This window comes from Gluconacetobacter johannae, assembly GCF_014174305.1.
Taxonomy (GTDB): domain Bacteria; phylum Pseudomonadota; class Alphaproteobacteria; order Acetobacterales; family Acetobacteraceae; genus Gluconacetobacter; species Gluconacetobacter johannae.
This window is the reverse complement of the sequence record NZ_JABEQH010000007.1, coordinates 69,167-90,964: the sequence shown is the minus strand read 5'-3', so window position 1 is coordinate 90,964 and position 21,798 is coordinate 69,167. Positions and strand designations below refer to the sequence as shown.

The following is a 21,798-nucleotide window of genomic DNA, read 5'->3' as shown; positions in this document are numbered from 1 at the left end:
GGGAATGGCATCAGTATGGAGACAGAAATGAACGATCCTTTCATTTTTCCCTGCATCACCGAAAAGTGACACAGTTTGACATAGATGCCGTCGACCGGCGAATCCTGCGGGTTCTCAGCGTTGACGGGCGCATATCCATCACGGACCTGGCGCGTCAGGCGGCGACCAGCACCGCGACCTGTTTCCGGCGCGTACAGCGCCTGACCGAGGACGGCGTCATCACCGGCTTCCGTGCCGATATCGCCCCGGCATCGGTCGGACGCAGCGCGATCATCGTCATGGGGGTCTGCCTGGACCGGCTGAACAAGCAGGCCTTCGCGGAATTCGAGGCTGCGATCCGCGACCACCCGCTGGTCGTCTCGTGCTACCTCGTCTCCGGCGAGTTCGATTACCTGGTCATGATCCGTGCGGCTTCGATCGACGAATTCAACGCGATCTATGGCGACTGGCTGGTGTCGTTGCCGGGCATCCGCCTGACCCGGACGTTCTTCTCGATGAAGGAGGTCGTCCAGCGGACGTATCTGCATTTCTGACAGGCCCGGCGTCCTGTCCCGCCGGGCCCCATCACGCGCGGAACGCCCAGCGGACGGTTTCGGCCAGTCCGAAGGTGGTGGCGTGCACCAGCGGCGTCGCCGGACCGGGTGCTGCAAACCCGTGCATCTGTCGCGCCCAGGGTGGCAGCAGGTCGATGCCGGCCTGCGTCACCAGGCGGTGGGCGTGCCTGCCGCCCGGGAAGGCCGCCGGGCGCGTCAGCAGGATCTCGCATATCTCGCGCGTGCGTTCGCTGACGGCCAGCGCGCCGCGCATCGCCTCCATCTGGCGGTAGGCCGCATATTCGGTGTGGGGCACCGGCTCCGCGCCGAGCGCCGCGCCGATCTGCGCCATCTCGTCGAAATACTGGTTGCGCCGGTGTTCCGGCATCAGCGGTTCGGCGAAGCGTCTCCAGCCGGCGAGGAAGCTGGTCGTCTCGGCCAGATGAACCCAGGCCAGCAGCGACGGGTCGTTGGCGTGGTAGGGCGTGCCGTCCGGCAGCAGGCCGCTGACCCCGTCGTGGATCCGCCGGACCCGTGCGATCGCGGCCATGGCATCGTCGCGATGTCCGTAGGTGGTCTGGGCGATGAAGCGCGCCGTGCGCCGCAGCCGCCCGTGCATGTCGTCGCGGAAGCGGGAATGGTCCCAGACGCCGGCCAGCACCGCGGGATGCAGCATCTGCAGCAGCAGGGCCGCGATCCCGCCGGCCAGCATGGCGACGACGTCACCATGCACCTGGCGGACCACGCTGTCCGGGGCGAACAGCCCGTCGGCCTGGCGGACGACCGGCGTTTCGCCCCGCGCCCGATCATTGAAGACGTCCGAAACGCGCGCGGCGAGCCGGCGCTTCAGCCAGGCGCTGCCCGGTGGCGCGGGCAGGCGGGGAAAGAGATGGGGCAGGGCCATGGCGCCTCCCGTCAGCGGTCATGGGCGGACCAGAACCAGCATAACACGGCCGAGGCGCGCGGGATCCCTCCGTTCGGCGATCAGCCGATCGCCATCAGCGACGCATTGCCCCCGGCGGCGGTGGTGTTGGTGCTGACCAGCCGTTCCTCCAGCAGCCATTCCGGCAGGGGGCCGGTCGCGGTCAGCACATGCGCCGGCACCACGGGCCCATCGCCTTCGCCCAGCGCCGCCAGCACGGCGTCCAGTTCGGGCGCGTCGCCTTCGGCCAGCACCACCGCCGGGCGGGCTGCCACCGCCTGCGCCGCGCCGGCGACGCGGCGGACCCGTGCGCGCAGGGCGGGGGGCAGGTCGGCGACCCAGCCCGCCGCCGCATCGTCGGCCAGCAGCGCCACGTCGTTGCCCGCCGCCAGCGCCATGCCGGTGGCCCGCCGCGCCCCGTCCACGCTCCGCGCCAGGCACAGCACCGTACCGCGCGGGGCCAGCGACCAGATATTGGTCTCGCCCACCGGCCCCGGCAGCGCGACGGACAGCCCGTGCAGGGCCGGGCCGGTCACGCCGTCGGGCAGGCCGCTGCCTGCCGACCAGGCCTGCCATTCCCGCGCGGCCTCGGGCAGGGCGGCCGGGGCGGGCGGGATGAAAGCCGGGCAGGCTGCCAGCAGCCGCCGCAGGGTCAGCGGCCCGCCGGCCTTCGGCCCGGTGCCCGACAGGCCCCGCCCGCCGAAGGGCTGCACGCCCACCACCGCGCCGATGGTGTTGCGGTTGACATACAAATTGCCCGCCGCGATGCGGCCGGTCACATGGTCCACCGTTTCGGCGATGCGGGTGTGCAGGCCGAAGGTCAGGCCGTATCCGGTGGCGTCGATCGCGTCGATCAGCGCGTCCAGATCCGGCCGCCGCCAGCGCAGCACATGCAGCACCGGGCCGAACACCTCGCGCCCGATTTCGGCGATGCTGTCGATCTCGACCAGGGTGGGCGGCAGGAAATGGCCGCCGGGCACCGCGTGCGGCGTGGCCGGCGCCCACACGCGGGCGCCGTTCGCGCGCATCCGCGCGATGTGGGCGGCGATGCCGTCGCGGGCCTCGGCGGTGATGACCGGGCCGATGTCGGTGCGGAGTTGCGCCGGGTCGCCGACCCGCAGTTCGGCCATCGCGCCGCGCAGCATCGCCAGCACATGCTCGGCGCAATCGTCCTGCACGCACAGGATGCGAAGGGCCGAACAGCGCTGCCCCGCGCTGTCGAAGGCCGAGGCGATGACATCGGCCACCACCTGTTCCGCCAGCGCCGAGGAATCGACGATCATCGCGTTCTGCCCGCCGGTTTCCGCCACCAGCGGCACCGGTTGCCCACCCGCGCCGATGCGCCCGGCAAGCTGCCGCGCGATGAGGCGCGCCACCTCGGTCGAGCCGGTGAACATGACCGCGCCGATGCGCCGGTCGGCCACCAGCGCCGCCCCCACGTCGCCCGCGCCCGGCAGGAATTGCAGAGCGCCCAGCGGCACCCCGGCCTCGTGCAGGATGCGTACCGCGCAGGCGGCGACCAGCGGCGTTTCCTCGGCGGGCTTGGCCAGCACCACATTGCCGGCGGCCAGGGCCGCGGACACCTGGCCCAGGAAGATCGCCAGCGGGAAGTTCCACGGGCTGATGCACACCACCGGCCCCAGCGGAACATGCGTGGCATTGTCGAAATCGCGGCGGATGGTGGCGGCGTAATAGCGCAGGAAATCGACCGCCTCGCGGATCTCGGCCACCGCGTTGGGATAGGATTTCCCGGCCTCGCGCACGATCAGCCCGATCAGTTCCGCCTGTCGGGCCTCCAGCAGCGCGGCCGCGCGGTCCAGGCAGGCGGCGCGGTCGGCGGGCGGGCGGGCGGACCAGCCGGCCAGGGTGTCGGTGGTCATGGCGTCGGCCGCCAGGCCCACGGCGCGCGCGGCGTCGTCGGGGGTTGCGAAGCGCACGGCGCCGGGGCGGTCGTCGGGTCGCGCCGGGTTGGGCACGTCGCGCATCGGGGCGTCCGACGGCGCGCCATCGGCCAGCATCGGCGCGGCCTGCCAGGTGCCGGGGCCGTCGTCCATGCCCTGGGCCAGGGCGTGCAGGCTGGGCTCGTCGGCCAGGTCCAGCCCGGCGGAATTGCGCCGTTCGCCTCCGAACAGCGCGCGGGGCAGGGCGATTGCGGGATGCGGCGCGCCCAGCACGACGCCGTCGGTGGCGGCCAGCGCCCGCGCGGTGCGTACCGGGTCGGCGACCAGGGTCTCGACGGGCACGGAGTCGTCGCCGATCTGGTTGACGAAGGACGAATTGGCCCCGTTTTCCAGCAGGCGCCGCACCAGATAGGCCAGCAGCGTCTCGTGCGAGCCCACGGGGGCATAGATCCGGCAGGGCCGGTCCATGTTGCGCGGCCCCACCACGGCGTCGTACAGCCCCTCGCCCATGCCGTGCAGGCACTGGAATTCATATTGCCCGTGGGTGAAGTCCGGGCCGGCCAGCGCGTGGATGCTGGCCAGGGTGCGGGCGTTGTGGGTGGCGAACTGCGGGAACACCGCATCGGGCGCACCCAGCAGCAGGCGCGCGCAGGCGACGTAGCTGATGTCGGTGTGGCATTTGCGGGTGAAGACCGGGAAGTCTTCCATGCCGTCGACCTGCGCCTTCTGGATCTCGCTGTCCCAATAGGCGCCCTTGACCAGCCGCACCATGATGCGATGGCCGCTGCGCCGGCCCAGGTCGATGATCCAGTCCAGCACCGCGGGCGCGCGCTTGCCGTAAGCCTGCACGACGAAGCCGATGCCGTTCCAGCCCGCCAGGTCGGGGTGCAGGCACAGCCCTTCCAGCAGGTCCAGCGACAGGTCCAGCCGCTCGCTTTCCTCGGCGTCGATGTTCAGGCCGATGTCGTACCGCCGCGCCAGCCGCGCCAGGCGCGCCAGCAGCGGCAGCAGTTCCTCGATCACCCGTTCGCGCTGGGCGCGGGCGTAGCGCGGATGCAGGGCCGACAGCTTGATCGACAGGCCGTTGCGATCATAGACGTCGCGCCCGTCGCGCGCCGCCTGGCCGATGGCGTGCAGCGCGGTCTCGTAGTCGCGGAAATAGCGCACGGCGTCGGCCTCGGTCAGCGCGGCCTCGCCCAGCATGTCGAAGGAATAGCGGAAGCCCTTGTCGTGGCGGGCGCGGCTGGCCGCCAGCGCGCTTTCGATGGTCTCGCCGCAGACGAACTGCTCGCCCATCATACGCATGGCCACGTCCACCGCCCGGCGGATCAGCGGTTCGCCCCCGCGCGCGACCAGCCGCAGCAGCGCCCCGCCCAGCCCGTGCTGGCGTTCCGGCCCGACCAGCCGGCCGGTGACGACCAGCCCCCAGGCGGCGGCATTGACGAACAGGGGCCGCCCCCGGCCGACATGCGCCAGCCAGTCGCCGGTGCCGATGCGGTCGCGGATCAGCGCGTCGCGCGTCGCCATGTCGGGGATGCGTAGCAGCGCCTCGGCCAGGCACATCAGCGCCACGCCCTCGCGCGACGACAGGGAAAATTCCTGCACCAGCGCCTCGACCCCGCCGGGGCGCCGCCCGGTGCGTAGCGCCTGGGTCAGCCGGCGGGCGGTGGCGTCGGCCTGGGCCTCCTGCGCCGGCGACAGGGTGGCGTCGTCGATCAGGGCCGCGATGCAGGCGGGCTCGGCCCGGCGCAGGGCGGCGGCGATCCGCGCGCGCCGGCCGTCGCGCGCGGGCAGGGCGGCGGCCAGGGCCGATGTGGGAACGGCGGCGGTCGGCGAGGTGGGGGTCATGGTCTTGGGGTCCGCTGGCCATGGGGGAAAGGAAGTCGCTCTGGACCGATCCCCTATCATATCATATACGATTCACAAGAGCGTATATGATCCGTGCCAACGGCGAACCGAGGGGGACAGCCATGCTGCCGGCGAGCATCTACACACGCGCGGGCGCCGAACCGCGCGGCATCGCGTCCGAGGCGGTGGGCAATGCGCTGCGCGATGCGATCCTGGACGGGCTGCTGACCGAGGGGCAGGCCCTGCCACAGTCCGAACTGGCCGGCGGCTTCGGCGTCAGCACCATCCCGGTGCGCGAGGCGCTGAAGCAGTTGGAGGCCGAAGGGCTGGTCGCCTTCCAGGCGAATCGCGGCGCGATGGTGACGGGCCTGTCCGAGGCCGACATCATCGAATTTTCCGAGATCCGCGCGATGCTGGAAGAACGGGCCGCCGCCCAGGCGGTCGCGCGCATGACGCGCCTTGACCTGGCCCGCATCGAGGACGCGTACGACGCCTTCGTCGCCGGCACCAGCGACGCCCCGGACGGCATGGCGCGCTCCGGGCCGCTGAACTGGGCCTTCCATGGCGCGATCTACGCGGCGGCCGGCCGCCCCCGTCTGCTGGAGATGATCGAGGCCCTGCATCGCCGGGTCGATCGCTATATTCGCGGCCATCTGGAAATCGCCGGCCGCAAGCAGGTGACGGACACCGAACATCTGGCCCTGCTGGACGCCTGCCGCCGCCGCGACGCCGACGCCGTCGCCCGCCTGACCCGCCAGCACATCCTGGATGCCGCCACGATTTCGGTGGACGTGCTGCACCGTCGTCGCGCGGGGGAAGGCTGATGGCGCGGGGGCCGATGCGGTAACGCCGCCCTGGCCGGTGGCTACGGACGGGTCCGGGCTGCCGTGTCGTCCAGCGTGTCGCAGGGCGGTTCGTCCGGCGGTGTCCCGTCGGCGACCACCGGATAGAGCCGTTTGCGGGCCATGTCCGCGCGCAACATCGCGAAGGCGAAGGGCTGATCGGTGCGGATGCACAGGGCCTTGCGCTGCCCGGTCACGTCCAGCGCCTCGCATCCCGGCAGGTCCAGCCCCGCGACCAGCGCCGCGTCGCCATACAGGATGCGCCCGCCGCGCATCACCATGTCGATGGCCGCCGGGCGGCCGCGCACCACGGCGTCGAACGGGTCGTCCCCCGCCGGGCGGAACAGCGCCAGGTCCGCGACATGCCCCGGCGCGATCGCCCCCAGCATCGTTTCGGCATGGACCGCCCGCGCGCCGCCGCCGGTGGCCATGCGCCACAGGTCGCGCGCGCTCAGCGCCGCGCCCAGGTGCCGCCGGTTGTACCGCATGGCGCAGGCGAATTCGCGGCTCATGTTCATTGATCCGGACGGCAGCCAGTCGGTGCCCAGCGCCAGGGGAATGCCCATGCGCCGCGCCGTCATCACATCCAGGGTCCGGCCGTAGAGCGACAGGTTGCTGCGGGGCGACCAGACGATGGCCCCGCCCTGCCGGCGCACCGTCTCCAGGTTCGCCGTCGTCAGCCCCACGCCGTGCAGGATCGTCATGTTCGGTTGCATCAGGTCCTGGCTGACCCCGCCGCCGCCCGGCTGCGGCACGCGGTCGTAGGTCGTGGAACTCAGGCACCGGAACTCGTTGCGCGCGGCGTCGCCCGTTCCCTCGGCGACATGGGCCAGGAAGGCGGTGCTTGAGGCCACGTCCGCCGGGTCGGCGGGGTGGGGGCCGTAATTGCAATCCCGGGTCCGCATGACCCCCGACGCGTCGTCCAGCGGGAAGATGCGATAGGTCACCGGCCGCATCGGCAGCCCGTCCAGGCCCGTGCCGAAATCCATGTTGCGGACCAGGCCGGGCGCCATGTCGCCGCCGACCATGGCGGTGATTCCACTGATGAGGAAACGCAGTTCGCCCCAGGCGATGACCTCCGGGTCGTGATCCGGCGCGGGGTCGCGCATCGCGTGCCCCTCCAGCCCCTTGCGCCAGTCATGCCGGTGGACGAAACGTTCGCCGGTGTCGGGCCGGGGGGCGTCACCGGTATAGGCGATATGGTCGTGCGGGTTGATGAGCCCCGGCGACAGGCTGTCCGCCGGACAGCGGATCACGCGCGGATGCGCCATCCGCGCCTGGCAGGTCGCGCCGACGCAGGCGATCATTCCCCGTGCATCCACGACCACCCGCCCCGGGCGCGGATCGGCGGTGTCGGTCAGGATGACGGCCTCGATCACCGTTTCCGGGCCGCCGGCCGTCATGGTGCAGCCCGCCGCCCGCGCGCCGCCGCCCGTGACCGCCAGCAGCGCCAGAAACCCCAGACCGCCTGCCCATCCGATCCCGTTCATCCGATCCGCTTCCCCCCTGGCTGCCCGCGCGATGCGTCCGCATCTTTCCTAGCTGCCGGGCGCGCGTTCCAGAAGCCCCGTGCCCTGTTTCCTGCGGCGACTCTTGCATTCGTCCGGTCCGCTGGCGTATCGGCGAAGGCAGCAGAGCGAAGGGGCGGGACATGGACGGCGCGGGCGTGATCGACATCGACGGGGGGCGGGTCGCCCCCCCTGTCCACTACAGCCGCGAGACCCGCTGGCTGCATTGGGCCACCGCGCTGCTGATCGTGGCGCAGTTCGCGCTGGGCGAGATCTGGATCCGCCTGCCGCGTGCCGATCGCGCGCCGCTGGTGTCGGCGCATCTGTCGTTGGGCGTGCTGCTGGCGGCGGTGTTCGTGGCGCGGGTGGCGTGGCGGGTCACCGGTGGGCGGGCCATCCGCTTCGCCTCGGCGGGCGCGGCGGCCGACCGGGTGACGCATGCCGTGCACGGGCTGCTTTATGTCATGATCGGGGTGGAACTGGCGCTGGGGTATCTGGCGCGCTGGTCGGGCGGGCGGCCGGTGGTGGCGTTCGGCGTCCCCATCAACTCGCCTTTCGGCCCGTTCGACCATGCGACGCATCATCTGCTGGGCCAGGCGCATAGCTGGCTGGCCTGGGGCATCATCGTGCTGGCCACCGGCCACGGGCTGGCGGCGCTCTATCACGCCCTGGTGCTGCGGGACGGCGTTCTGCGCCGCATGTGGGGCTGAAAGCCGCGTAATCTACCGGCCTCTACCGGCGATCCGAAGCCGCGACACATCGTCATGAACAGCGGCGAGGCCGACAGGCCGTCGTCCGGTCCAGCAGGGTATCCAGTTCGGGCTGCCGGCAGGGATCGACGCAGGTGGCGACGAAGGTGCGGGCGCGCTGCCTGATGGTGTCGGCGACATGCAGGCTCATGTCGGCCATCCCGCCTTCCGCGATCATGTCGGCGATGCTCATGGCGCGCGCGAAGGCGGTTCTTGCGATCTTGAAGACCAGGTCGTTCACGATGGTCTCGAATTCCGACCGTCCGAACGACGACTGGCAGACCGAAAGCTGTGCACAGGCTTCGGCATAGAGCTGGACCGCCGGCCGGGTGCGGGGCGCCGCGCCATCCCGGCCCAGGACCAGGATATGGCCGGCATCGTTGGCATGCATGTGACGCTGCAGGGTGAACAGATCGAAGAACGATTCATCCTCGGGCACGCGGGCGGCGTGCGCCTTCACGTAACCCAGAAACAGCGGATTGCGTACACCCGTCAGGCCGCGCGGGCAAAATCGAACCCCCACCACCGGGACATCTTCACCAGATGGAAGGCCAGCGCGTTAATCAAGCAGATCGGCGGGCCGCGAATGGGCAAGGTGCCAGGGGACGTCGCAGCCGATTGTCTCAGTCATCGTCGGTAACCTCCTGGGGCAACGTCCCGGGTGGATCGAAAGAAGGCGGCGGCATCGGAGGGCCGGAATCCTTCCGATGCCGCCTGAAGGGGCCACGGGACGGGTTGGGAAATCGACGCTCGGCTATCTGTCGCGGCCTGTGGGTTCCTTCTTCATATTGCGATCGACTCTCAATTGCAATGTCAAAAAAGGGAGGGATGCCGGCCCTGTCACCCCTTGCGGGACAGCGTCATGCGGGGTGATGTTGAGATGGATCATGGCCGGGCCGCAGGGCATGGTGCCCAGTCCTGATCCGTCAATAGGACTGTCCGTGGATCGAACGGATGGTATTCAGGAGGTTCATCATGACCACGAAAGCGAATGCGAGTGCCGCAGGCGAGGCAGAGGTGCGGTCGCATCTGGGGACGCCGACGGACCTGAAGCAGACGGCGGTGCACGAGATTTCGGCCGGGCTTCGCGCGGTCCTGGCGGATGTCTTCGCGCTGTATATCAAAACGAAGAATTTCCACTGGCACATGAGCGGCCGGCATTTCCGCGATTACCATCTGCTGCTGGACGAGCAGGGCGAGCAGATCTTCGCGATGACCGATCCGCTGGCCGAACGGGCGCGCAAGATCGGCGGCACGACCCTGCATTCGGTGGGTGAAATCGCCCGCCTGACCAAGGTGGCCGACAATGACGCGCTGTATGTGACGCCGGAGGACATGCTGTCCGAACTGCGCGAGGACAATCTGGCGCTGACGGCGCGGATGCGCCAGGTGCATGGCGTGTGCGACGAGGGCGGCGACATCGCCACGGCCAGCCTGCTGGAAAACTGGATCGACGAAACCGAACGCCGCACCTGGTTCCTGTTCGAATCCACCCGGCCGGCCTTCGGCAGCAATAGCTAGGCCGCACCGGCCGAATCGGCATATTTCGCGCCAGGGGCGGATCGTGAAGACGATCCGCCCTTTTTTGATGCGATGGGGAAGATCACGCGCATGGCGTGGGGGCATCCGACGATAACGGTGGGGTGATTATTTTCGTATTGAAAGTGCGAGTCGATCGCAATTAGGGTGAGGTGACAGCAACAGAGCGGTGGAATCGCCGGTCAGGAGTGCCCATGACCCAGGCAGTGCTTTTCCTCAACGATTTTTCCTGTAGCGAGAAGCTGGCGGTCTGGACGGTCCGTCGTCTCGCCGGGCGGCAGGCGCCGGCCTGTCCGCACGGCCCGGCCGACGCGCGCGGGCTGTATGTGCCTGGCTTGCGGCGGGAATTCGACGGCGTCGCGCGCGCTTTTCGCAAAGGGGTCGCCCGCATGGCCGACACGGGCATCGGCGGTCTCGATGTCGGCATGACGGGGCAGCAGGCCGTCAGCCGGACCGAAGGGCGGTTCCTCGAGGCCATCGCCGCCGCCCAGAACGAGGATGACGCCGGCGTGCGCGGGGCATTGCGGCCCGTGTTTCCTCATCGCTACGTCCAGTCGCGCTTTGCCGCCGCGGTCACGTTGCTGGGCGCCTGCCTGGCCGTCGCCGGGCACTGGCTGCCCAGGCGGCGCGAGGCCCCGCCCGTGACGGCCCCCGCGCCGCGCCCGCACATTGTCGGTGCGGGATGCCTGGGCGCCATGGCGCGCTGGCATGAGCTGGACATGGGAATGACCCATGTCCTGTGGCCGCGTGCCGGGCGAAGCCCGACGTTCCGGACAGAGATGCGCGGTTCGTGATCGGGGCCGCCACGCGCGGTCTTGCGGCCTGCCACGCCTGGGGGTACCCCGACTCCGGACGATAGGGGCATGGTGATGGGCACGGATACGGATAGGGCCAAGGGCGCGGCGCCGGTAACGGCACGCGGACCACGGCGGATGCTGATGCTGCTGCCGCTGGCCGCGGTGCTGCTTCTGGCGGCCTGTGGGCCGGATTACGGCGATCGCGGGACACGCAAATTCCGGGGTGACGGCTACGGCAATGTCGGATACGCCCGCGGCAGCTATGGCTTCGAGGGCCATGGCTATTAGAGCCTGTTTGAAAATGTGGGCTGGCGGCGATCCGACGCGCGTTTTCTGTGCTCCGATGCTCACGGCCGACAAGGCCGCTCCGCTTCGGTGCGCGAAAACACACGCCGGGCGCTTCACTGCGTTCCGCTCTCGCTCGCCAGCCCACATTTTCAAACAGGCTCTGAGGAGGTGGGGGGCCGGCCGCCGGAGGCGCGGCCGGGGGCCGTTTCACGATAGGGAGCTTCGCGTGAGCGGGTGCAGCTTGTGACCGCGGGCGCCGTTGATCGGGTCCCGACCCCGATGCCCGGCAGCATGGCCCGGACGGCGGGTTGCGTCGCCCTGCTGCATCTGTCGCTGCTGGTGCTGCTGGCCGTGCAGGCCTGGCCGCTGGGAGGGCTTCCCCACGCGGTATGCCATTGGGATTGCGCCTGGTACGAACGCATCGCCGTGGGCGGCTACGCGCCCCATCCGGTGACGAATCCGGCGGATTTCGGCCAGGCGTCCTGGGCGTTCTTTCCGCTTTATCCGTTGCTGGTCCGCGCGGTGATGGCGGCGACCGGCATGGGGGCCGATGGCGCGGGCTTCGCCATCAATGTGGCGCTGTTTCCCGTCCTGGCCCTGCTGGCCGCCGCCTATATGCGGCAGAAGGACGAGAGCGGCGCCGACGGGCTGTTCCGCGTTGTGCTGTTCGTGATCCTGCCCACCGGGTTCTGGTACAGGCTGCCCTATACCGAAAGCCTGTATGGCGTGCTGCTGCTGTCCACCACCATGGCGATGGCGCGGGGATGGACGATGGCGGCCGCCCTGCTGGCCGCCGGCCTGTGCCTGACACGTCCGACGGGCCTGTTCTGCATTGTCACGATCGCCCTGTTCCACATGTTCGCCCCCCGGCTGGCCGGGCCGACGGAACGGACGCCGCCGGATCGCCTGACCCGGTGGGTCGAGGGGGCAGTCCTGGTCCTGGCCGGCGCGGTCGGGCTGGCCCTGTTCATCTTCTTCCTGGACCGGCTGGTGGGCGACGGGCTGGCCTTCGGGCATGTGCAGGTGGCGTGGGGACATCGCTTCCTGACGCCGGTGGTATGGATCTACGAGGGGTTCACCCATCGCAGGACGCTGGACCTCGCCATCGCCGCCATTGGGGAAATCGCGCTGATCTGGTGGGGATTCCGCATCCGCTGGGTCATGGAAAGCAGCATCCTGCTGGTGACGTTCCTGCTGGCCAGCAGCACGGGCCTGGTCTCCATCCATCGCTACGTCCTGGCCAACCCGTTCGCCAACATGCTGATCGCGATCCTGGCCTGCCGGCTGCCGCGACGCTGGCGGCCCTGGGTGGTGGTGCTATGCCTGGGGCTGGATGTCGTGTTCGCGGACAGTTGGCTGCATGGAAGACGGTTCCTTGTCTGACGCGCGGGAACCGGGGGCCGTCGCGCGACGCGCGGGCCGGCGCCGGCTGCTGGGCCTGGCGGCATTCGGCCTGCTGTGCGGCCTGGTCGATCTGGCCGCCGCCTGGCGGGCCGAACATCCGCATGTCGACGACGCCTATCGCCGCCTCTATCTGGTGCCCGGCGGGATTGTGAACGGCGCTACCGGTTCGGCCACGCGCCCCGGCTGAGCGTGACGGCGCGTCCGGGTGGCCCCCGTCAGGTCCAGGCGTTGATCCGGCGCTCTCCGGTGTGCCCGGACGATGCTGACAAGCTGGCCAGAGGGGTATTTTTATATGGATATTTCTTGTGGAAATGGTGCCCAAGGGCGGATTCGAACCACCGACACTGCGATTTTCAGTCGCATGCTCTACCAACTGAGCTACTTGGGCACCGGGCCGTCTCCGGCGCGGGCGGTCCGCCTGGGCGGGCCGCCGTTGGGGGTGTGATCTATCCCACCTCATCGTCGGGATCAACCCGTCTCGGGTCGTTTTCCTCGAAGATTTGTGTGTCTTCGTCCCGGACCGGGACGCGGTACTGTTCCGAAAACCAGCGGCCCAGATCGACGTCGGCGCAGCGTTTCGAGCAGAACGGGCGGAACGCCGCCACGGCCGGGCGGCCGCAGGTCGGGCACGGAGGGAGGGATGTGGACGGCGGCGTGGTGGGGTCGGTCATGGTCGGTTCTCCGGCCCCGACAGGCTCCAGCCCAGGGGCGGCAGGGAGGGGTCGAACTGCCGGGTCGGCACATGGCCCGACAGGCGCGCGGCATCGGCCACGGCGCCGGGGTCGCGGTCCAGCGCGCGGGCGATATCGGTGCCGACCCGCAGCGGGGCGGCGGTGCCCGGCGTGCCGTGCGTGGCGCGGACCCAGTGGCGCAGGGCGCGCAGCGCCTGGCCGTGCGGGCCCGACACCAGTTCGTGCAGCGGCGGGCGGATGCGCGGCCGCAGGATCTCGGCCAGGCCCAGCGCCGTGAAGCCCAGGAAGCGCGGGCGCAGTGGGTCGCGCGCCAGCGATTCCTCGAAGACCGGGCGCAGGGCCTGGCGCTTGCGGATGGCCAGCCCGGCGACGTCCAGCACGATGGCGCCCGACAGGTTACGCAGGCGGATCTGATGCAGCAACGCCGGCAGCGCGTCGCGGTTGGCGGCGAATTGCGCGGTCTGCTTGGCGCGGCGGTCGGCGCTGGCCGCGCCGCCGTCCATGTCGATCGCCACCAGCGCCGGGGTGGGCGTGATGGTGGCGCGCAACCCGCCCGGCAGGGCGACGGCCGGATCGTCGAGGGCGTCGGACGCGGCCTCGGTCTCCGGGTCGAAGGCATTGGGCACGCGCTCCACGCGCTCGCGCAGCGCGGGCGGGAGGCGCGCGCCGACCGATGCGTCGTCGATCAGGATCGGCGCGTCGGGCCAGGCGGCCGCCAACACCTCCAGCGGGGAGGGGCCGCGCGCCAGCAGGGCCGGGGGGCCGGTGCGGTCGGGTGCGGGAACGGTGTCGGCAGGGCAGGCGGCCAGGCGCGCGCCCTTGCCGCCCTGGGCGCTGCGGGTGACGCGGACCAGGGTGGCGTCGCCCTCGGTCAGGCCGGCGGCCCCGGCGGAATCGGGCAGGAAGCCGCTGGCGCCGTCGGCCAGATCGACGAACGCCCCGCCCATGGCCGGCATGCGGGCGGCGACGCGGCCGCGATGCACATCGCCGATGCCGTCCGGCGCCCCCGGCCGCCACAGCGCGTACTCGATCAGGCCCGCGCCTTCGGTGTCATCCATGCGGGCGTCGTCGGTGACGGCGATGCGGATTTCGCCCGGTGCGCTGGCGGCCCGGATCCGGACGGTCACCGGATCCAGTCCCCTTTCTGGCCGCGCAGCATCTGCGCGACCTCGAACAGCGGCAGGCCGACCACGTTGGAATGGCTGCCGGACAGGAAGCGGATGAAGGCGGCGGCGTGGCCCTGGATGGCATAGCCGCCGGCCTTGCCGTCCCAGTCGCCGGCATCCAGCAGCGCGTCGATCTGCCGCGCCGTCAGGCGCGAGAAGGTCACCGTGCTTTCGACCAGCCGTTCGGCCGGGCGGCCGTCGGCCCAGGCGGTGGTGGGACGCAGGACGACGGCGGTCAGCACCGTATGGCGCCGCCCCGACAGCAGGGTCAGGCAGCGCCGCGCGGTGTCGCGATCGCCGGCCTTGGGCAGGATGCGCCGGCCGACCGCGACCACGGTATCGGCGCCCAGCACCAGGGCGGGCTCCGCCAGGCCGGCGGCAACCGCCGCCGCCTTGTCGCGCGCCAGCCGCAGGGCATACGGGCGCGGCAGTTCGGCCGGGCCGGGGCGTTCGTCGATGTCGGCGGCGATGACATGCCGGGGCACGAGGCCGATCTGCGCCAGCAGGTCGCGCCGGCGGGGCGAGGCGGAGGCAAGGACGAGGCCGGGCCCCGGCCCCTCGGCATCCGGGCGGGCGGCCGACCCGGGGGGCTGTCCGGTCACGGGGCGCGCGGCCTTACTTGAAGCGGAAGGTGATGCGACCCTTGCTCAGATCGTAGGGCGTCATTTCGACATTCACCCGGTCGCCGGCCAGCACGCGGATGCGGTTCTTGCGCATTTTGCCGCTGGTGTGCGCCAGGATCATGTGTTCGTTGTCCAGCTTGACGCGGAACATGGCGTTGGGAAGCAGCTCGGTCACCGTGCCGCTGAATTCGATCATGTCTTCCTTAGACATCGTGTCCTTCGATCATCTTGTTGGCCGTCGTCCGTTCGGCGGTCATGGGCGGGCGAAACCGCCGGAGCGTCCCCTTTTGGGGGATGCCCGGTGGCCCTGGAAATGGATTGCAGGCGGATATGTGCGGATTGTAGGCGTCGCGGTCAAGTTCTGTCCGAATCCGGGCCCAGCGCGTCCAGCCGCGCCGACACGCTCAGCGCATGCGCGTCCAGCCCTTCGGCGCGGGCCAGGGCGACGGCGGCCGGCCCGATCCGGCGCAGCGCGTCCGGCCCCGCGCCGATGAAGGTCGTGCGCTTGAGGAAGTCGAACACCGACAGGCCGGAGGCGAATCGCGCCGTGCGGCTGGTCGGCAGGACATGGTTCGGGCCGCCGACATAATCGCCGATGGCCTCGGCGCAATAGCGGCCCAGGAACACCGCCCCGGCATGCCGCACCTTGGCGAACAGGGGTTCGGGGTCGGCCAGCAGCAGTTCCAGATGTTCCGGCGCGATCTCGTCGATCAGGGCGGCGGCCTCGTCCTCGTCGCGGACGGTGACGATGGCGCCGTGGCCCGACCAGCTTGCCCCGGCGATGGCGGCGCGGGGCAGGGTGCGTAGCTCGGTCGCCACCGCCGCCGCCACACGCTCGGCCAGGTCGGGGTCGGTCGTAATCAGGATGGATTGCGCCAGGGCGTCATGCTCGGCCTGCGCCAGCAGGTCCAGCGCCACGATGCGCGGGTCGTTGCCGCCGTCGGCCACGACCACGACCTCGGACGGGCCGGCGATGCTGTCGATGCCCACCCGGCCGAACACCTGGCGCTTGGCCTCGGCGACATAGGCGTTGCCGGGGCCGACCACGCGATCGACCGGGCGGATGGTCGCGGTGCCGTAGGCCATGGCGCCGACGGCCTGCGCGCCGCCGATACGGTAGATTTCGCTGACGCCGGCGCGGCGGGCTGCCGCCAGCACCAGCGGGTTCAGCACGCCGTCGGGCGTGGGCACGCACATCGCCAGCCGCTCGACTCCGGCGACCCGGGCGGGCAGCGCGTTCATCAGCACCGATGACGGATAGGCCGCCGTGCCGCCCGGCACATACAGCCCCACGGCATCCAGCGCCGTCCAGCGCATGCCCAGGCTGACGCCGTCCGCATCGACATAGCGCAGGTCGGACGGCATCTGGGCGCGGTGGAAGGCCTCGATCCGCTCGGCGGCCAGGTCCAGCGCCGCCAGCAGGGGGGCGGGGACCGCGGCGCAGGCGGCTTCGATCTCGGCTTCGGTGACGCGCAGGCCGTCCGGCGTCACCGTCATCCGGTCGAACCGCGCGGTGTAGGCGCACAGGGCCTCGTCGCCCCGGGCGCGCACGTCGGCCAGGATCTCGGCCACCAGGGTGTCGACGCGGGCGGTGTCGCCCTCGCGGTCGGCCAGCAGGCGGGTGAACGCGGCCCGGAAATCGGGCTGGGTGGTGTCCAGGCGCTTCATGCCGTCGCGGCCTCGTGCTCGGGGGTGGCGGACAGCGCATGGCGGAAGCGGGCGATCAGCGCGCCGATCCGTTCCGGCTGGGTCTTCAGCGCCGTGCGGTTGACGATCAGCCGGCTGGTGACGCTGGCGATCGTCTCGGTCTCCTCCAGCCCGTTGGCGCGCAGGGTCGATCCGGTATCCACCAGATCGACGATCAACTGCGACAGGTCCAGCACCGGGGCCAGTTCCATCGCGCCATGCAGATGCACGATGTCGGCGTTGATGCCGCGTGCGGCGAAATGGCGGCGGGTCAGCGCGGGATATTTCGTGGCGACCCGCACCCGCGACCAGTGGGCGGGGATGTCGGCCGCCCCATGCCCGACCGGGCGGGCGACCGAGACCCGGCAGGCACCGATCCGCAGGTCCAGCGGGGCGTAGATCTCGGGATAGTCGAATTCCATCAGCACGTCCGCGCCGCAGATGCCCAGTTGCGCGCCGCCGAACGCGACGAAGGTCGCGACATCGAACGAGCGGACGCGCACGACGTCCAGCATCGGGTCGTCGGTGGGAAAGCGCAGGCGGCGGCTGCCCTCGTCCAGGCAGTCGGCGGCGGGGGTGATACCGGCCCCGGCCAGCAGGGGGGCCGCGGCCTTCAGGATACGCCCCTTGGGCAGGGCGAGAACCAGCGGCGTGTCCGGGGTCGGGGCGGTCATGCGTTCTCCAGGTACAAAGCGCGCTGCGCCTTATCACATTCTGCCCTGTCGCAGGAAGGGTATGTGACGCGGGGCAGGGGAGGCCGGGCTATACCCTTTGACGGTCTCAGTCCCGCACGCGTTCGATCTGCGCCCCGCAGCGGGCCAGTTTCTGTTCCACCGCCTCATATCCCCGGTCCAGATGATAGACGCGGCTGAGGATGGTTTCGCCGTGCGCCGCCAGGCCCGCCAGGATCAGCGAGAACGACGCCCGCAGGTCGGTCGCCATGACCGGCGCGCCCGACAGGGCGTGGACGCCTCGGATGATGGCCGACGACCCGTGGACGTTGATGCGCGCACCCATCCGGTTGAGTTCCGGGACATGCATGAAGCGGTTCTCGAAGATCGTCTCGGTGACCATCGAGGCCCCTTCGGCGACCGACAGCAGGGCCATGAACTGCGCCTGCATGTCGGTGGGGAAGCCGGGATAGGGTTCGGTCATGATGTCCACGCCGCGCAGCGCGCCGGTGCGGCGGACGCGCAGGGCGTCGTCTTCCTGCAGGACCTCGACGCCCGCTTCCTCGAGCGTGCGGACGACCGCGCCCAGATGCTCCAGCCGGCCGCCGACCAGGCGCAGTTCGCCGCCAGTGATGCCGGCCGCGCAGGCATAGGTGCCGCATTCGATGCGGTCGGGCATGACGTGGTGCGTCGCGCCGTGCAGGGCTTCGACGCCGTCGATGGTCAGCGTGCCGCCGCCCGTGCCGGTGATGCGCGCGCCCATGCCGTTGAGACAGGCGACCAGGTCGCCGATCTCGGGCTCGCGCGCCGCGTTGATGATCTCGGTCCGGCCGCGCGCCAGGCAGGCGGCCATCAGCAGGTTTTCCGTGGCCCCCACCGACGCGAACGGCAGGACGATGCGATCGCCCACCAGGCCGCGCGGGGCGCGGGCGTTGATATAGCCGTTTTCCAGCGTGATCTCGGCGCCCAGCGCCTCCAGCCCCTTGAGGTGCATGTCTACCGGGCGGGTGCCGATGGCGCAGCCGCCGGGCAGCGACACCCGGGCCTCGCCACAGCGGGCCAGCAGGGGGCCCAGCACCAGGATCGAGGCGCGCATCCGCGATACGATGTCGTACGGGGCCTCGGTGTTGGTGATGGCGCCGCCGACCGCGAGCGTGCCCCCGGTGCCGTCCACGTCCTCGACCGTCAGGCCGTGCTGTTCCAGCAGCCGGCGCATCGTGGCGATGTCGGCGATGCGCGGCACGTTGTGCAGCACCAGCCGTTCGGACGTCAGCAGGCCCGCGACCAGCAGCTTGAGCGCCGCGTTCTTCGCGCCGCCGATGACGATGTCGCCCCGCAGCCGCTGCCCGCCGCGAATGATGAAACGGTCCATGCGCCGGCTCCTACATCCGGGGCGTGGCGACGCCGCGCTGCCCCATGTATTTTCCCGCCCGGTCGGCATAGCTGACCTCGCAGGGCGAGGCGCCCTGGAAGAACAGGAACTGGCAGATGCCTTCGTTGGCGTAGATCCGCGCCGGCAGGGGGGTGGTGTTGCTGATTTCGATCGTCACCTGGCCTTCCCATTCCGGTTCCAGCGGGGTGACGTTCACGATGATGCCGCAGCGCGCGTAGGTCGATTTGCCCAGGCAGACCACCAGCGTGTCGCGCGGGATGCGGAAATATTCCACCGTGTGCGCCAGCGCGAAGCTGTTGGGCGGGATGATGCAGACCGGCCCTTCGCGCGTGACGAAGCTGTTGGCCGCGAAATTCTTGGGGTCGACGATGGCGTTGTCGACGTCGGTGAAGATCTTGAATTCCGACGCCACGCGCGCGTCGTAGCCGTAGGAGGACAGGCCGTAGGAAATCACGCCCTCGCGCGTCTGATGCTCCACGAAGGGTTCGATCATCCCGGCCTCGCGGGCCATGGTGCGAATCCAGGTGTCGGGCATGATGGGCATGTGTCTTCGGCCTCCGTCGCGTGGAGGGAAACGATCCTCCCCCTGTGCCAGCCCGACCACTAGCGAAGGGCGAGGCGAACCGCAATCACGCGTTTGCGTCGTCGCCCGGCTTGCCGGTCGCGCCGTCTTTTCCGGCCGGGTCCGCGTCGGCGCGGGCGCGCGACTGCTGCTTGCGCCGACGCAGATTCTCGCGCAGGGCCGCCGCCGCGCGGGCATGGCGTTCCTGCCGCGCGGCCTCGGCCCGTTCGGCGGCGGTCGCGGAGGGCGGTGTGGGAGGGCGGGTCATGGTGCGTGACAGTCTAGCAGCAGGCTGTGCCGGGCGAGAAGGGGTTCCGGAGGCGCCCGACCTTCGTTCTATCGGCGACGGGCCGCCCAGAGCAGGCCCAGCGACGTCGCCATCAGCACGGCCCCCGCGACGTCCAGCCCCAGGATGGGCCAGCCTCGCCCGATGACCGGCCAGCGCCACTGGGCCTGGCCGATTTCCAGCAGGATGCTGGCGCCGAAGCAGAACAGCGCGATGCTTTGTGTCCAGGACACCACGCGGGGAGCGGGGCGGGGAGAGCGGAAGGGATCATTCTGCATGGTCGGGACCTGTCGTGTCGGGGAGGTCGGCCGTGGCGGCGAAGTGCCAGGCCAGGGTGGAGCCCAGCACTTCGTCATAGACCGCCAGCGTGGCCTGCTGCATGGCGGCGGTGGTGTAGTGCGCCAGGACGTTGGCGCGCGCCGCCTGGCCCAGGGCCGCGCTGTCCTGCGGGGGCATGCACAGGATGCGGCGGATCGCCAGGGCCAGGGCGTGGGCGTCGCCCGGCGGGACGGTCAGGCCGGTTTCGCCGTCCGTCACGGTTTCCATCGCCGCGCCGTGGGCGGCGACGATCACCGGGCGGGCCATGGCCTGGGCCTCGACCACCACGCGGCCGAACGGTTCGGGGTGCAGGGACGGCACGACGACGATGTCGGCCAGCGCGAAGGCCGCCGGCATGTCGGCGCAATGGCCGGCGAAATGCACCCGCCCGTGCAGCGCCGGGTGCGCCGCGACGGCGCGCAGCAGGGCCTGGCCGTGGCGGTCGCGCGCGCGGGCCGGCCCGACGAAGACGCAGGCCCACGCGCGGCCGCATCCGCCGGCGGCCTCCATGCGCGCCAGGGCGTCCAGCAGCAGGGCCTGGCCCTTCCAGGGGGTGATCCGTCCGGGCAGCATGATGATCGCCGCGTCGTCCGGCAGGCCCCATTGCTCGGCCAGGGCCTGCATGCGCGGGCCCTGGACCGCATCGGGATCGAACCACGCGGTGTCCGCGCCGCGCGGGATCAGCCGCAGGCGGTCGGGGCCGACCCCGTAATCGCGCGCCAGCCGCCGGGCGATGAAGGCGCTGATGGCGATGACCCGGCGGCCCGACGCCATGACGGCGTTGTACCGGCGCTTGCCCGGCACGTTCTCGCGATACACGCCATGCCAGGTGGTCACCAGCGGGACGCCGGTGCGCCGGCAGGCCAGCGCCGCCGACCAGCCGGGCGCGCGTGAGCGGGCATGGACCAGCGTCACCCCGTGCTCGGCGATCAGGCGCGCCAGCCGCCGCGCGTTGGCCAGGATCGTCAGTGGGTTCTTGGACCGCAGGTCGAGTGGCAGGTGCGTCGCGCCGACATGGCGCAGGCGCGGCACCAGCCGGCCATGGGCGCTGGCCACCAGGGCGGCGCCGCCGGCCCGGACGATGGCGTCGGCCATCTCGATGGTGCCCTGTTCGATGCCGCCGGCATCCAGCGCGGGCAGGACCTGAAGAATGACGGGACGATGCGGCGACTCCATGCGGGCTGCCTTAGCATGAACGGACCGGAAACGCATCGTCCTGCCGGAAGGGAAGGCGCGGCCTTGACCGCCCTCCCGCCACGGGTCCCAATGCGTGGCATGACATCCTCCTTTCTCCGGGCCGTGCGGCATGGGTCGGCCCCGGCGCTGCTGGCCGGGTGGTTCGTCGCGGCGGCGCCCGGGGACGGCCGGGCCCGCGCGCCGGACCTGGCCGCATGCCTTGCGCGGCTGCCCGACGACCCCGATGGCGCGCGCGACTACGCCACCGCGTGGCGGGCGCGGGGCGGCGGCGCCCAGGCCGCGCGCTGCGGGGCGCTGGCGCTGGTCGCCCTGGGCGATCCGCGTGACGCGGCGATCGAACTGGACAGTCTGGCGCACGCCCCCGGCGACCCGGCGGCGCGCGCCGACATCGCGGGCGAGGCGGCGCGCGCCTGGCAGGAGGACGGCGACCCCGCGCGGGCGTTCGACAGCGCCGGATACGGCCTGACCCTGCGTCCGGACGATCCGGGCCTGCGGATGGTCCGGGCGCGGGCGGGGGTGGAAAGCGGCCATGCCGCGCAGGCGGTCGCCGACCTGTCGCCGCTGCCGGCGCGCGCCGACATGCTGGCCCAGGCCCTGGTGGTCCGGGCGTCGGCCTACCGGAGGCTGGGGCGGATCGACCTGGCGCGGGCGGATATCGACGCGGCCGTGGGCCGTGCGCCGCAGGACGTCGCGGCCCTGCTGGAACGGGGCATCGTGCGGCAGCGGCAGGGCGACCTGACGGGCGCGCGCAGCGACTGGGAGCAGGTGAAGGCCCTTGCCCCGGATTCCCGGCAGGCCGACATGGCGCGGCAGGACCTGGCGGTGCTGGAGGCCGACCCCGACGCGCCGTGATGCATTCGAGGTATGCTTGGG

Annotated in this window: 24 protein-coding genes and 1 tRNA gene; 9 read left to right on the top strand and 16 right to left on the bottom strand. The window is 71.2% G+C overall.

The features are described from left to right. Positions 1-65 precede the first annotated feature (65 nt). Positions 66-533: an Lrp/AsnC family transcriptional regulator gene (locus HLH21_RS06525; protein WP_182942517.1), complete on the top strand. Its 468-nt coding sequence runs from the start codon at positions 66-68 to the stop codon at positions 531-533. A gap of 31 nt (positions 534-564) precedes the next feature. Here HLH21_RS06525 and HLH21_RS06520 read toward each other — a convergent pair whose 3' ends face one another. Further along, on the bottom strand, positions 565-1,437 hold the full coding sequence (locus tag HLH21_RS06520) for an oxygenase MpaB family protein (RefSeq protein ID WP_182942515.1): 873 nt from the start codon (positions 1,435-1,437) through the stop codon (positions 565-567). A gap of 80 nt (positions 1,438-1,517) precedes the next feature. Next, positions 1,518-5,204, bottom strand: a complete 3,687-nt coding sequence (putA, locus tag HLH21_RS06515; RefSeq protein WP_182942513.1) for a bifunctional proline dehydrogenase/L-glutamate gamma-semialdehyde dehydrogenase PutA — start codon at positions 5,202-5,204, stop codon at positions 1,518-1,520. A 122-nt stretch (positions 5,205-5,326) separates the two neighbouring features. Between putA and HLH21_RS06510 the strand changes: the two genes are divergently transcribed. Next, positions 5,327-6,028: a GntR family transcriptional regulator gene (locus tag HLH21_RS06510; protein ID WP_182942511.1), complete on the top strand. Its 702-nt coding sequence runs from the start codon at positions 5,327-5,329 to the stop codon at positions 6,026-6,028. 41 nt (positions 6,029-6,069) lie between these two features. On the opposite strand, the gene HLH21_RS06505 is transcribed toward HLH21_RS06510, so the two are convergent. Beyond that, positions 6,070-7,536 (bottom strand): amidohydrolase family protein, encoded by a 1,467-nt coding sequence (locus tag HLH21_RS06505; RefSeq protein ID WP_182942509.1) that lies wholly within the window; start codon positions 7,534-7,536, stop codon positions 6,070-6,072. Between the two features lie 161 nt (positions 7,537-7,697). Between HLH21_RS06505 and HLH21_RS06500 the strand changes: the two genes are divergently transcribed. Next, on the top strand, positions 7,698-8,264 hold the full coding sequence (locus tag HLH21_RS06500; protein WP_182942507.1) for a cytochrome b: 567 nt from the start codon (positions 7,698-7,700) through the stop codon (positions 8,262-8,264). Between the two features lie 52 nt (positions 8,265-8,316). Here the strand turns inward: HLH21_RS06500 and HLH21_RS06495 are convergent, their stop codons facing one another. Beyond that, positions 8,317-8,826, bottom strand: a complete 510-nt coding sequence (locus HLH21_RS06495; protein WP_264811832.1) for a hypothetical protein — start codon at positions 8,824-8,826, stop codon at positions 8,317-8,319. A 449-nt stretch (positions 8,827-9,275) separates the two neighbouring features. Between HLH21_RS06495 and HLH21_RS06490 the strand changes: the two genes are divergently transcribed. The 5 genes from HLH21_RS06490 (at position 9,276) to HLH21_RS06470 (ending at position 12,518) form a co-directional block, all read left to right on the top strand. After that, positions 9,276-9,824: a ferritin-like domain-containing protein gene (locus tag HLH21_RS06490; protein WP_182942668.1), complete on the top strand. Its 549-nt coding sequence runs from the start codon at positions 9,276-9,278 to the stop codon at positions 9,822-9,824. Positions 9,825-10,036: 212 nt separating this feature from the next. Continuing rightward, entirely contained in the window at positions 10,037-10,636 is a 600-nt protein-coding gene (locus tag HLH21_RS06485) for a hypothetical protein (protein WP_182942505.1), read from the top strand. Between the two features lie 69 nt (positions 10,637-10,705). Next, positions 10,706-10,927: a hypothetical protein gene (locus tag HLH21_RS06480; RefSeq protein ID WP_182942690.1), complete on the top strand. Its 222-nt coding sequence runs from the start codon at positions 10,706-10,708 to the stop codon at positions 10,925-10,927. 279 nt (positions 10,928-11,206) lie between these two features. Beyond that, positions 11,207-12,310 (top strand): hypothetical protein, encoded by a 1,104-nt coding sequence (locus tag HLH21_RS06475; RefSeq protein WP_246379327.1) that lies wholly within the window; start codon positions 11,207-11,209, stop codon positions 12,308-12,310. Beyond that, positions 12,303-12,518, top strand: coding sequence for a hypothetical protein (locus HLH21_RS06470; protein ID WP_182942503.1), 216 nt, complete (start codon positions 12,303-12,305; stop codon positions 12,516-12,518). Before HLH21_RS06475 ends, HLH21_RS06470 begins: the two co-directional genes overlap by 8 nt. A 125-nt stretch (positions 12,519-12,643) precedes the next feature. Here the strand turns inward: HLH21_RS06470 and HLH21_RS06465 are convergent. From HLH21_RS06465 to HLH21_RS06410, 12 genes are all read right to left on the bottom strand, one after another. After that, positions 12,644-12,719, bottom strand: a tRNA-Phe gene (locus tag HLH21_RS06465). Between the two features lie 58 nt (positions 12,720-12,777). Beyond that, a complete protein-coding gene (locus HLH21_RS06460) occupies positions 12,778-13,002 on the bottom strand; it encodes a DNA gyrase inhibitor YacG (RefSeq protein ID WP_182942501.1) in 225 nt (74 codons plus the stop codon). Beyond that, complete coding sequence (locus HLH21_RS06455; RefSeq protein WP_182942499.1) at positions 12,999-14,150, bottom strand: ribonuclease E/G; 1,152 nt, start codon at positions 14,148-14,150, stop codon at positions 12,999-13,001. The genes HLH21_RS06460 and HLH21_RS06455 overlap by 4 nt, the downstream gene beginning before the upstream one ends. Further along, positions 14,147-14,791 carry a Maf family protein gene (locus HLH21_RS06450; protein WP_182942497.1) on the bottom strand — a complete coding sequence of 215 codons (645 nt, stop codon included), beginning with the start codon at positions 14,789-14,791 and terminating at the stop codon, positions 14,147-14,149. Before HLH21_RS06450 ends, HLH21_RS06455 begins: the two co-directional genes overlap by 4 nt. Positions 14,792-14,804: 13 nt before the next feature. Then, positions 14,805-15,023: a translation initiation factor IF-1 gene (gene infA, locus HLH21_RS06445; RefSeq protein WP_003622234.1), complete on the bottom strand. Its 219-nt coding sequence runs from the start codon at positions 15,021-15,023 to the stop codon at positions 14,805-14,807. A gap of 143 nt (positions 15,024-15,166) precedes the next feature. Continuing rightward, a complete protein-coding gene (gene hisD, locus HLH21_RS06440) occupies positions 15,167-16,480 on the bottom strand; it encodes a histidinol dehydrogenase (protein WP_182942495.1) in 1,314 nt (437 codons plus the stop codon). Then, positions 16,477-17,172, bottom strand: coding sequence for an ATP phosphoribosyltransferase (hisG, locus tag HLH21_RS06435; protein ID WP_182942493.1), 696 nt, complete (start codon positions 17,170-17,172; stop codon positions 16,477-16,479). Before hisG ends, hisD begins: the two co-directional genes overlap by 4 nt. 106 nt (positions 17,173-17,278) lie before the next feature. Further along, complete coding sequence (murA, locus tag HLH21_RS06430; protein WP_182942491.1) at positions 17,279-18,541, bottom strand: UDP-N-acetylglucosamine 1-carboxyvinyltransferase; 1,263 nt, start codon at positions 18,539-18,541, stop codon at positions 17,279-17,281. A gap of 10 nt (positions 18,542-18,551) precedes the next feature. Beyond that, positions 18,552-19,106 (bottom strand): dCTP deaminase, encoded by a 555-nt coding sequence (gene dcd, locus HLH21_RS06425; protein WP_182942489.1) that lies wholly within the window; start codon positions 19,104-19,106, stop codon positions 18,552-18,554. 85 nt (positions 19,107-19,191) lie between these two features. Beyond that, positions 19,192-19,392: a hypothetical protein gene (locus HLH21_RS06420; RefSeq protein WP_182942688.1), complete on the bottom strand. Its 201-nt coding sequence runs from the start codon at positions 19,390-19,392 to the stop codon at positions 19,192-19,194. 68 nt (positions 19,393-19,460) lie between these two features. Continuing rightward, complete coding sequence (locus HLH21_RS06415; RefSeq protein WP_182942487.1) at positions 19,461-19,688, bottom strand: hypothetical protein; 228 nt, start codon at positions 19,686-19,688, stop codon at positions 19,461-19,463. Continuing rightward, a complete protein-coding gene (locus HLH21_RS06410) occupies positions 19,678-20,904 on the bottom strand; it encodes a glycosyltransferase family 4 protein (protein ID WP_182942485.1) in 1,227 nt (408 codons plus the stop codon). Before HLH21_RS06410 ends, HLH21_RS06415 begins: the two co-directional genes overlap by 11 nt. A gap of 99 nt (positions 20,905-21,003) precedes the next feature. On the opposite strand from HLH21_RS06410, the gene HLH21_RS06405 reads away from it, so the two are divergent. After that, positions 21,004-21,777 carry a tetratricopeptide repeat protein gene (locus HLH21_RS06405; RefSeq protein ID WP_220789703.1) on the top strand — a complete coding sequence of 258 codons (774 nt, stop codon included), beginning with the start codon at positions 21,004-21,006 and terminating at the stop codon, positions 21,775-21,777. Positions 21,778-21,798: the final 21 nt, after the last annotated feature.

Bases quoted from the DNA above. Each gene is read 5' to 3' on its own strand.
- HLH21_RS06520 (WP_182942515.1), bottom strand. From the start codon at position 1,437: ATGGCCCTGCCCCATCTCTTTCCCCGCCTGCCCGCGCCACCGGGCAGC.
- putA (WP_182942513.1), bottom strand. From the start codon at position 5,204: ATGACCCCCACCTCGCCGACCGCCGCCGTTCCCACATCGGCCCTGGCC.
- HLH21_RS06510 (WP_182942511.1), top strand. From the start codon at position 5,327: ATGCTGCCGGCGAGCATCTACACACGCGCGGGCGCCGAACCGCGCGGC.
- HLH21_RS06505 (WP_182942509.1), bottom strand. From the start codon at position 7,536: ATGAACGGGATCGGATGGGCAGGCGGTCTGGGGTTTCTGGCGCTGCTG.
- HLH21_RS06500 (WP_182942507.1), top strand. From the start codon at position 7,698: ATGGACGGCGCGGGCGTGATCGACATCGACGGGGGGCGGGTCGCCCCC.
- HLH21_RS06485 (WP_182942505.1), top strand. From the start codon at position 10,037: ATGACCCAGGCAGTGCTTTTCCTCAACGATTTTTCCTGTAGCGAGAAG.
- HLH21_RS06480 (WP_182942690.1), top strand. From the start codon at position 10,706: ATGGTGATGGGCACGGATACGGATAGGGCCAAGGGCGCGGCGCCGGTA.
- HLH21_RS06475 (WP_246379327.1), top strand. From the start codon at position 11,207: ATGCCCGGCAGCATGGCCCGGACGGCGGGTTGCGTCGCCCTGCTGCAT.
- HLH21_RS06460 (WP_182942501.1), bottom strand. From the start codon at position 13,002: ATGACCGACCCCACCACGCCGCCGTCCACATCCCTCCCTCCGTGCCCG.
- infA (WP_003622234.1), bottom strand. From the start codon at position 15,023: ATGTCTAAGGAAGACATGATCGAATTCAGCGGCACGGTGACCGAGCTG.
- hisD (WP_182942495.1), bottom strand. From the start codon at position 16,480: ATGAAGCGCCTGGACACCACCCAGCCCGATTTCCGGGCCGCGTTCACC.
- hisG (WP_182942493.1), bottom strand. From the start codon at position 17,172: ATGACCGCCCCGACCCCGGACACGCCGCTGGTTCTCGCCCTGCCCAAG.
- murA (WP_182942491.1), bottom strand. From the start codon at position 18,541: ATGGACCGTTTCATCATTCGCGGCGGGCAGCGGCTGCGGGGCGACATC.
- dcd (WP_182942489.1), bottom strand. From the start codon at position 19,106: ATGCCCATCATGCCCGACACCTGGATTCGCACCATGGCCCGCGAGGCC.
- HLH21_RS06420 (WP_182942688.1), bottom strand. From the start codon at position 19,392: ATGACCCGCCCTCCCACACCGCCCTCCGCGACCGCCGCCGAACGGGCC.
- HLH21_RS06415 (WP_182942487.1), bottom strand. From the start codon at position 19,688: ATGCAGAATGATCCCTTCCGCTCTCCCCGCCCCGCTCCCCGCGTGGTG.
- HLH21_RS06410 (WP_182942485.1), bottom strand. From the start codon at position 20,904: ATGGAGTCGCCGCATCGTCCCGTCATTCTTCAGGTCCTGCCCGCGCTG.
- HLH21_RS06405 (WP_220789703.1), top strand. From the start codon at position 21,004: ATGACATCCTCCTTTCTCCGGGCCGTGCGGCATGGGTCGGCCCCGGCG.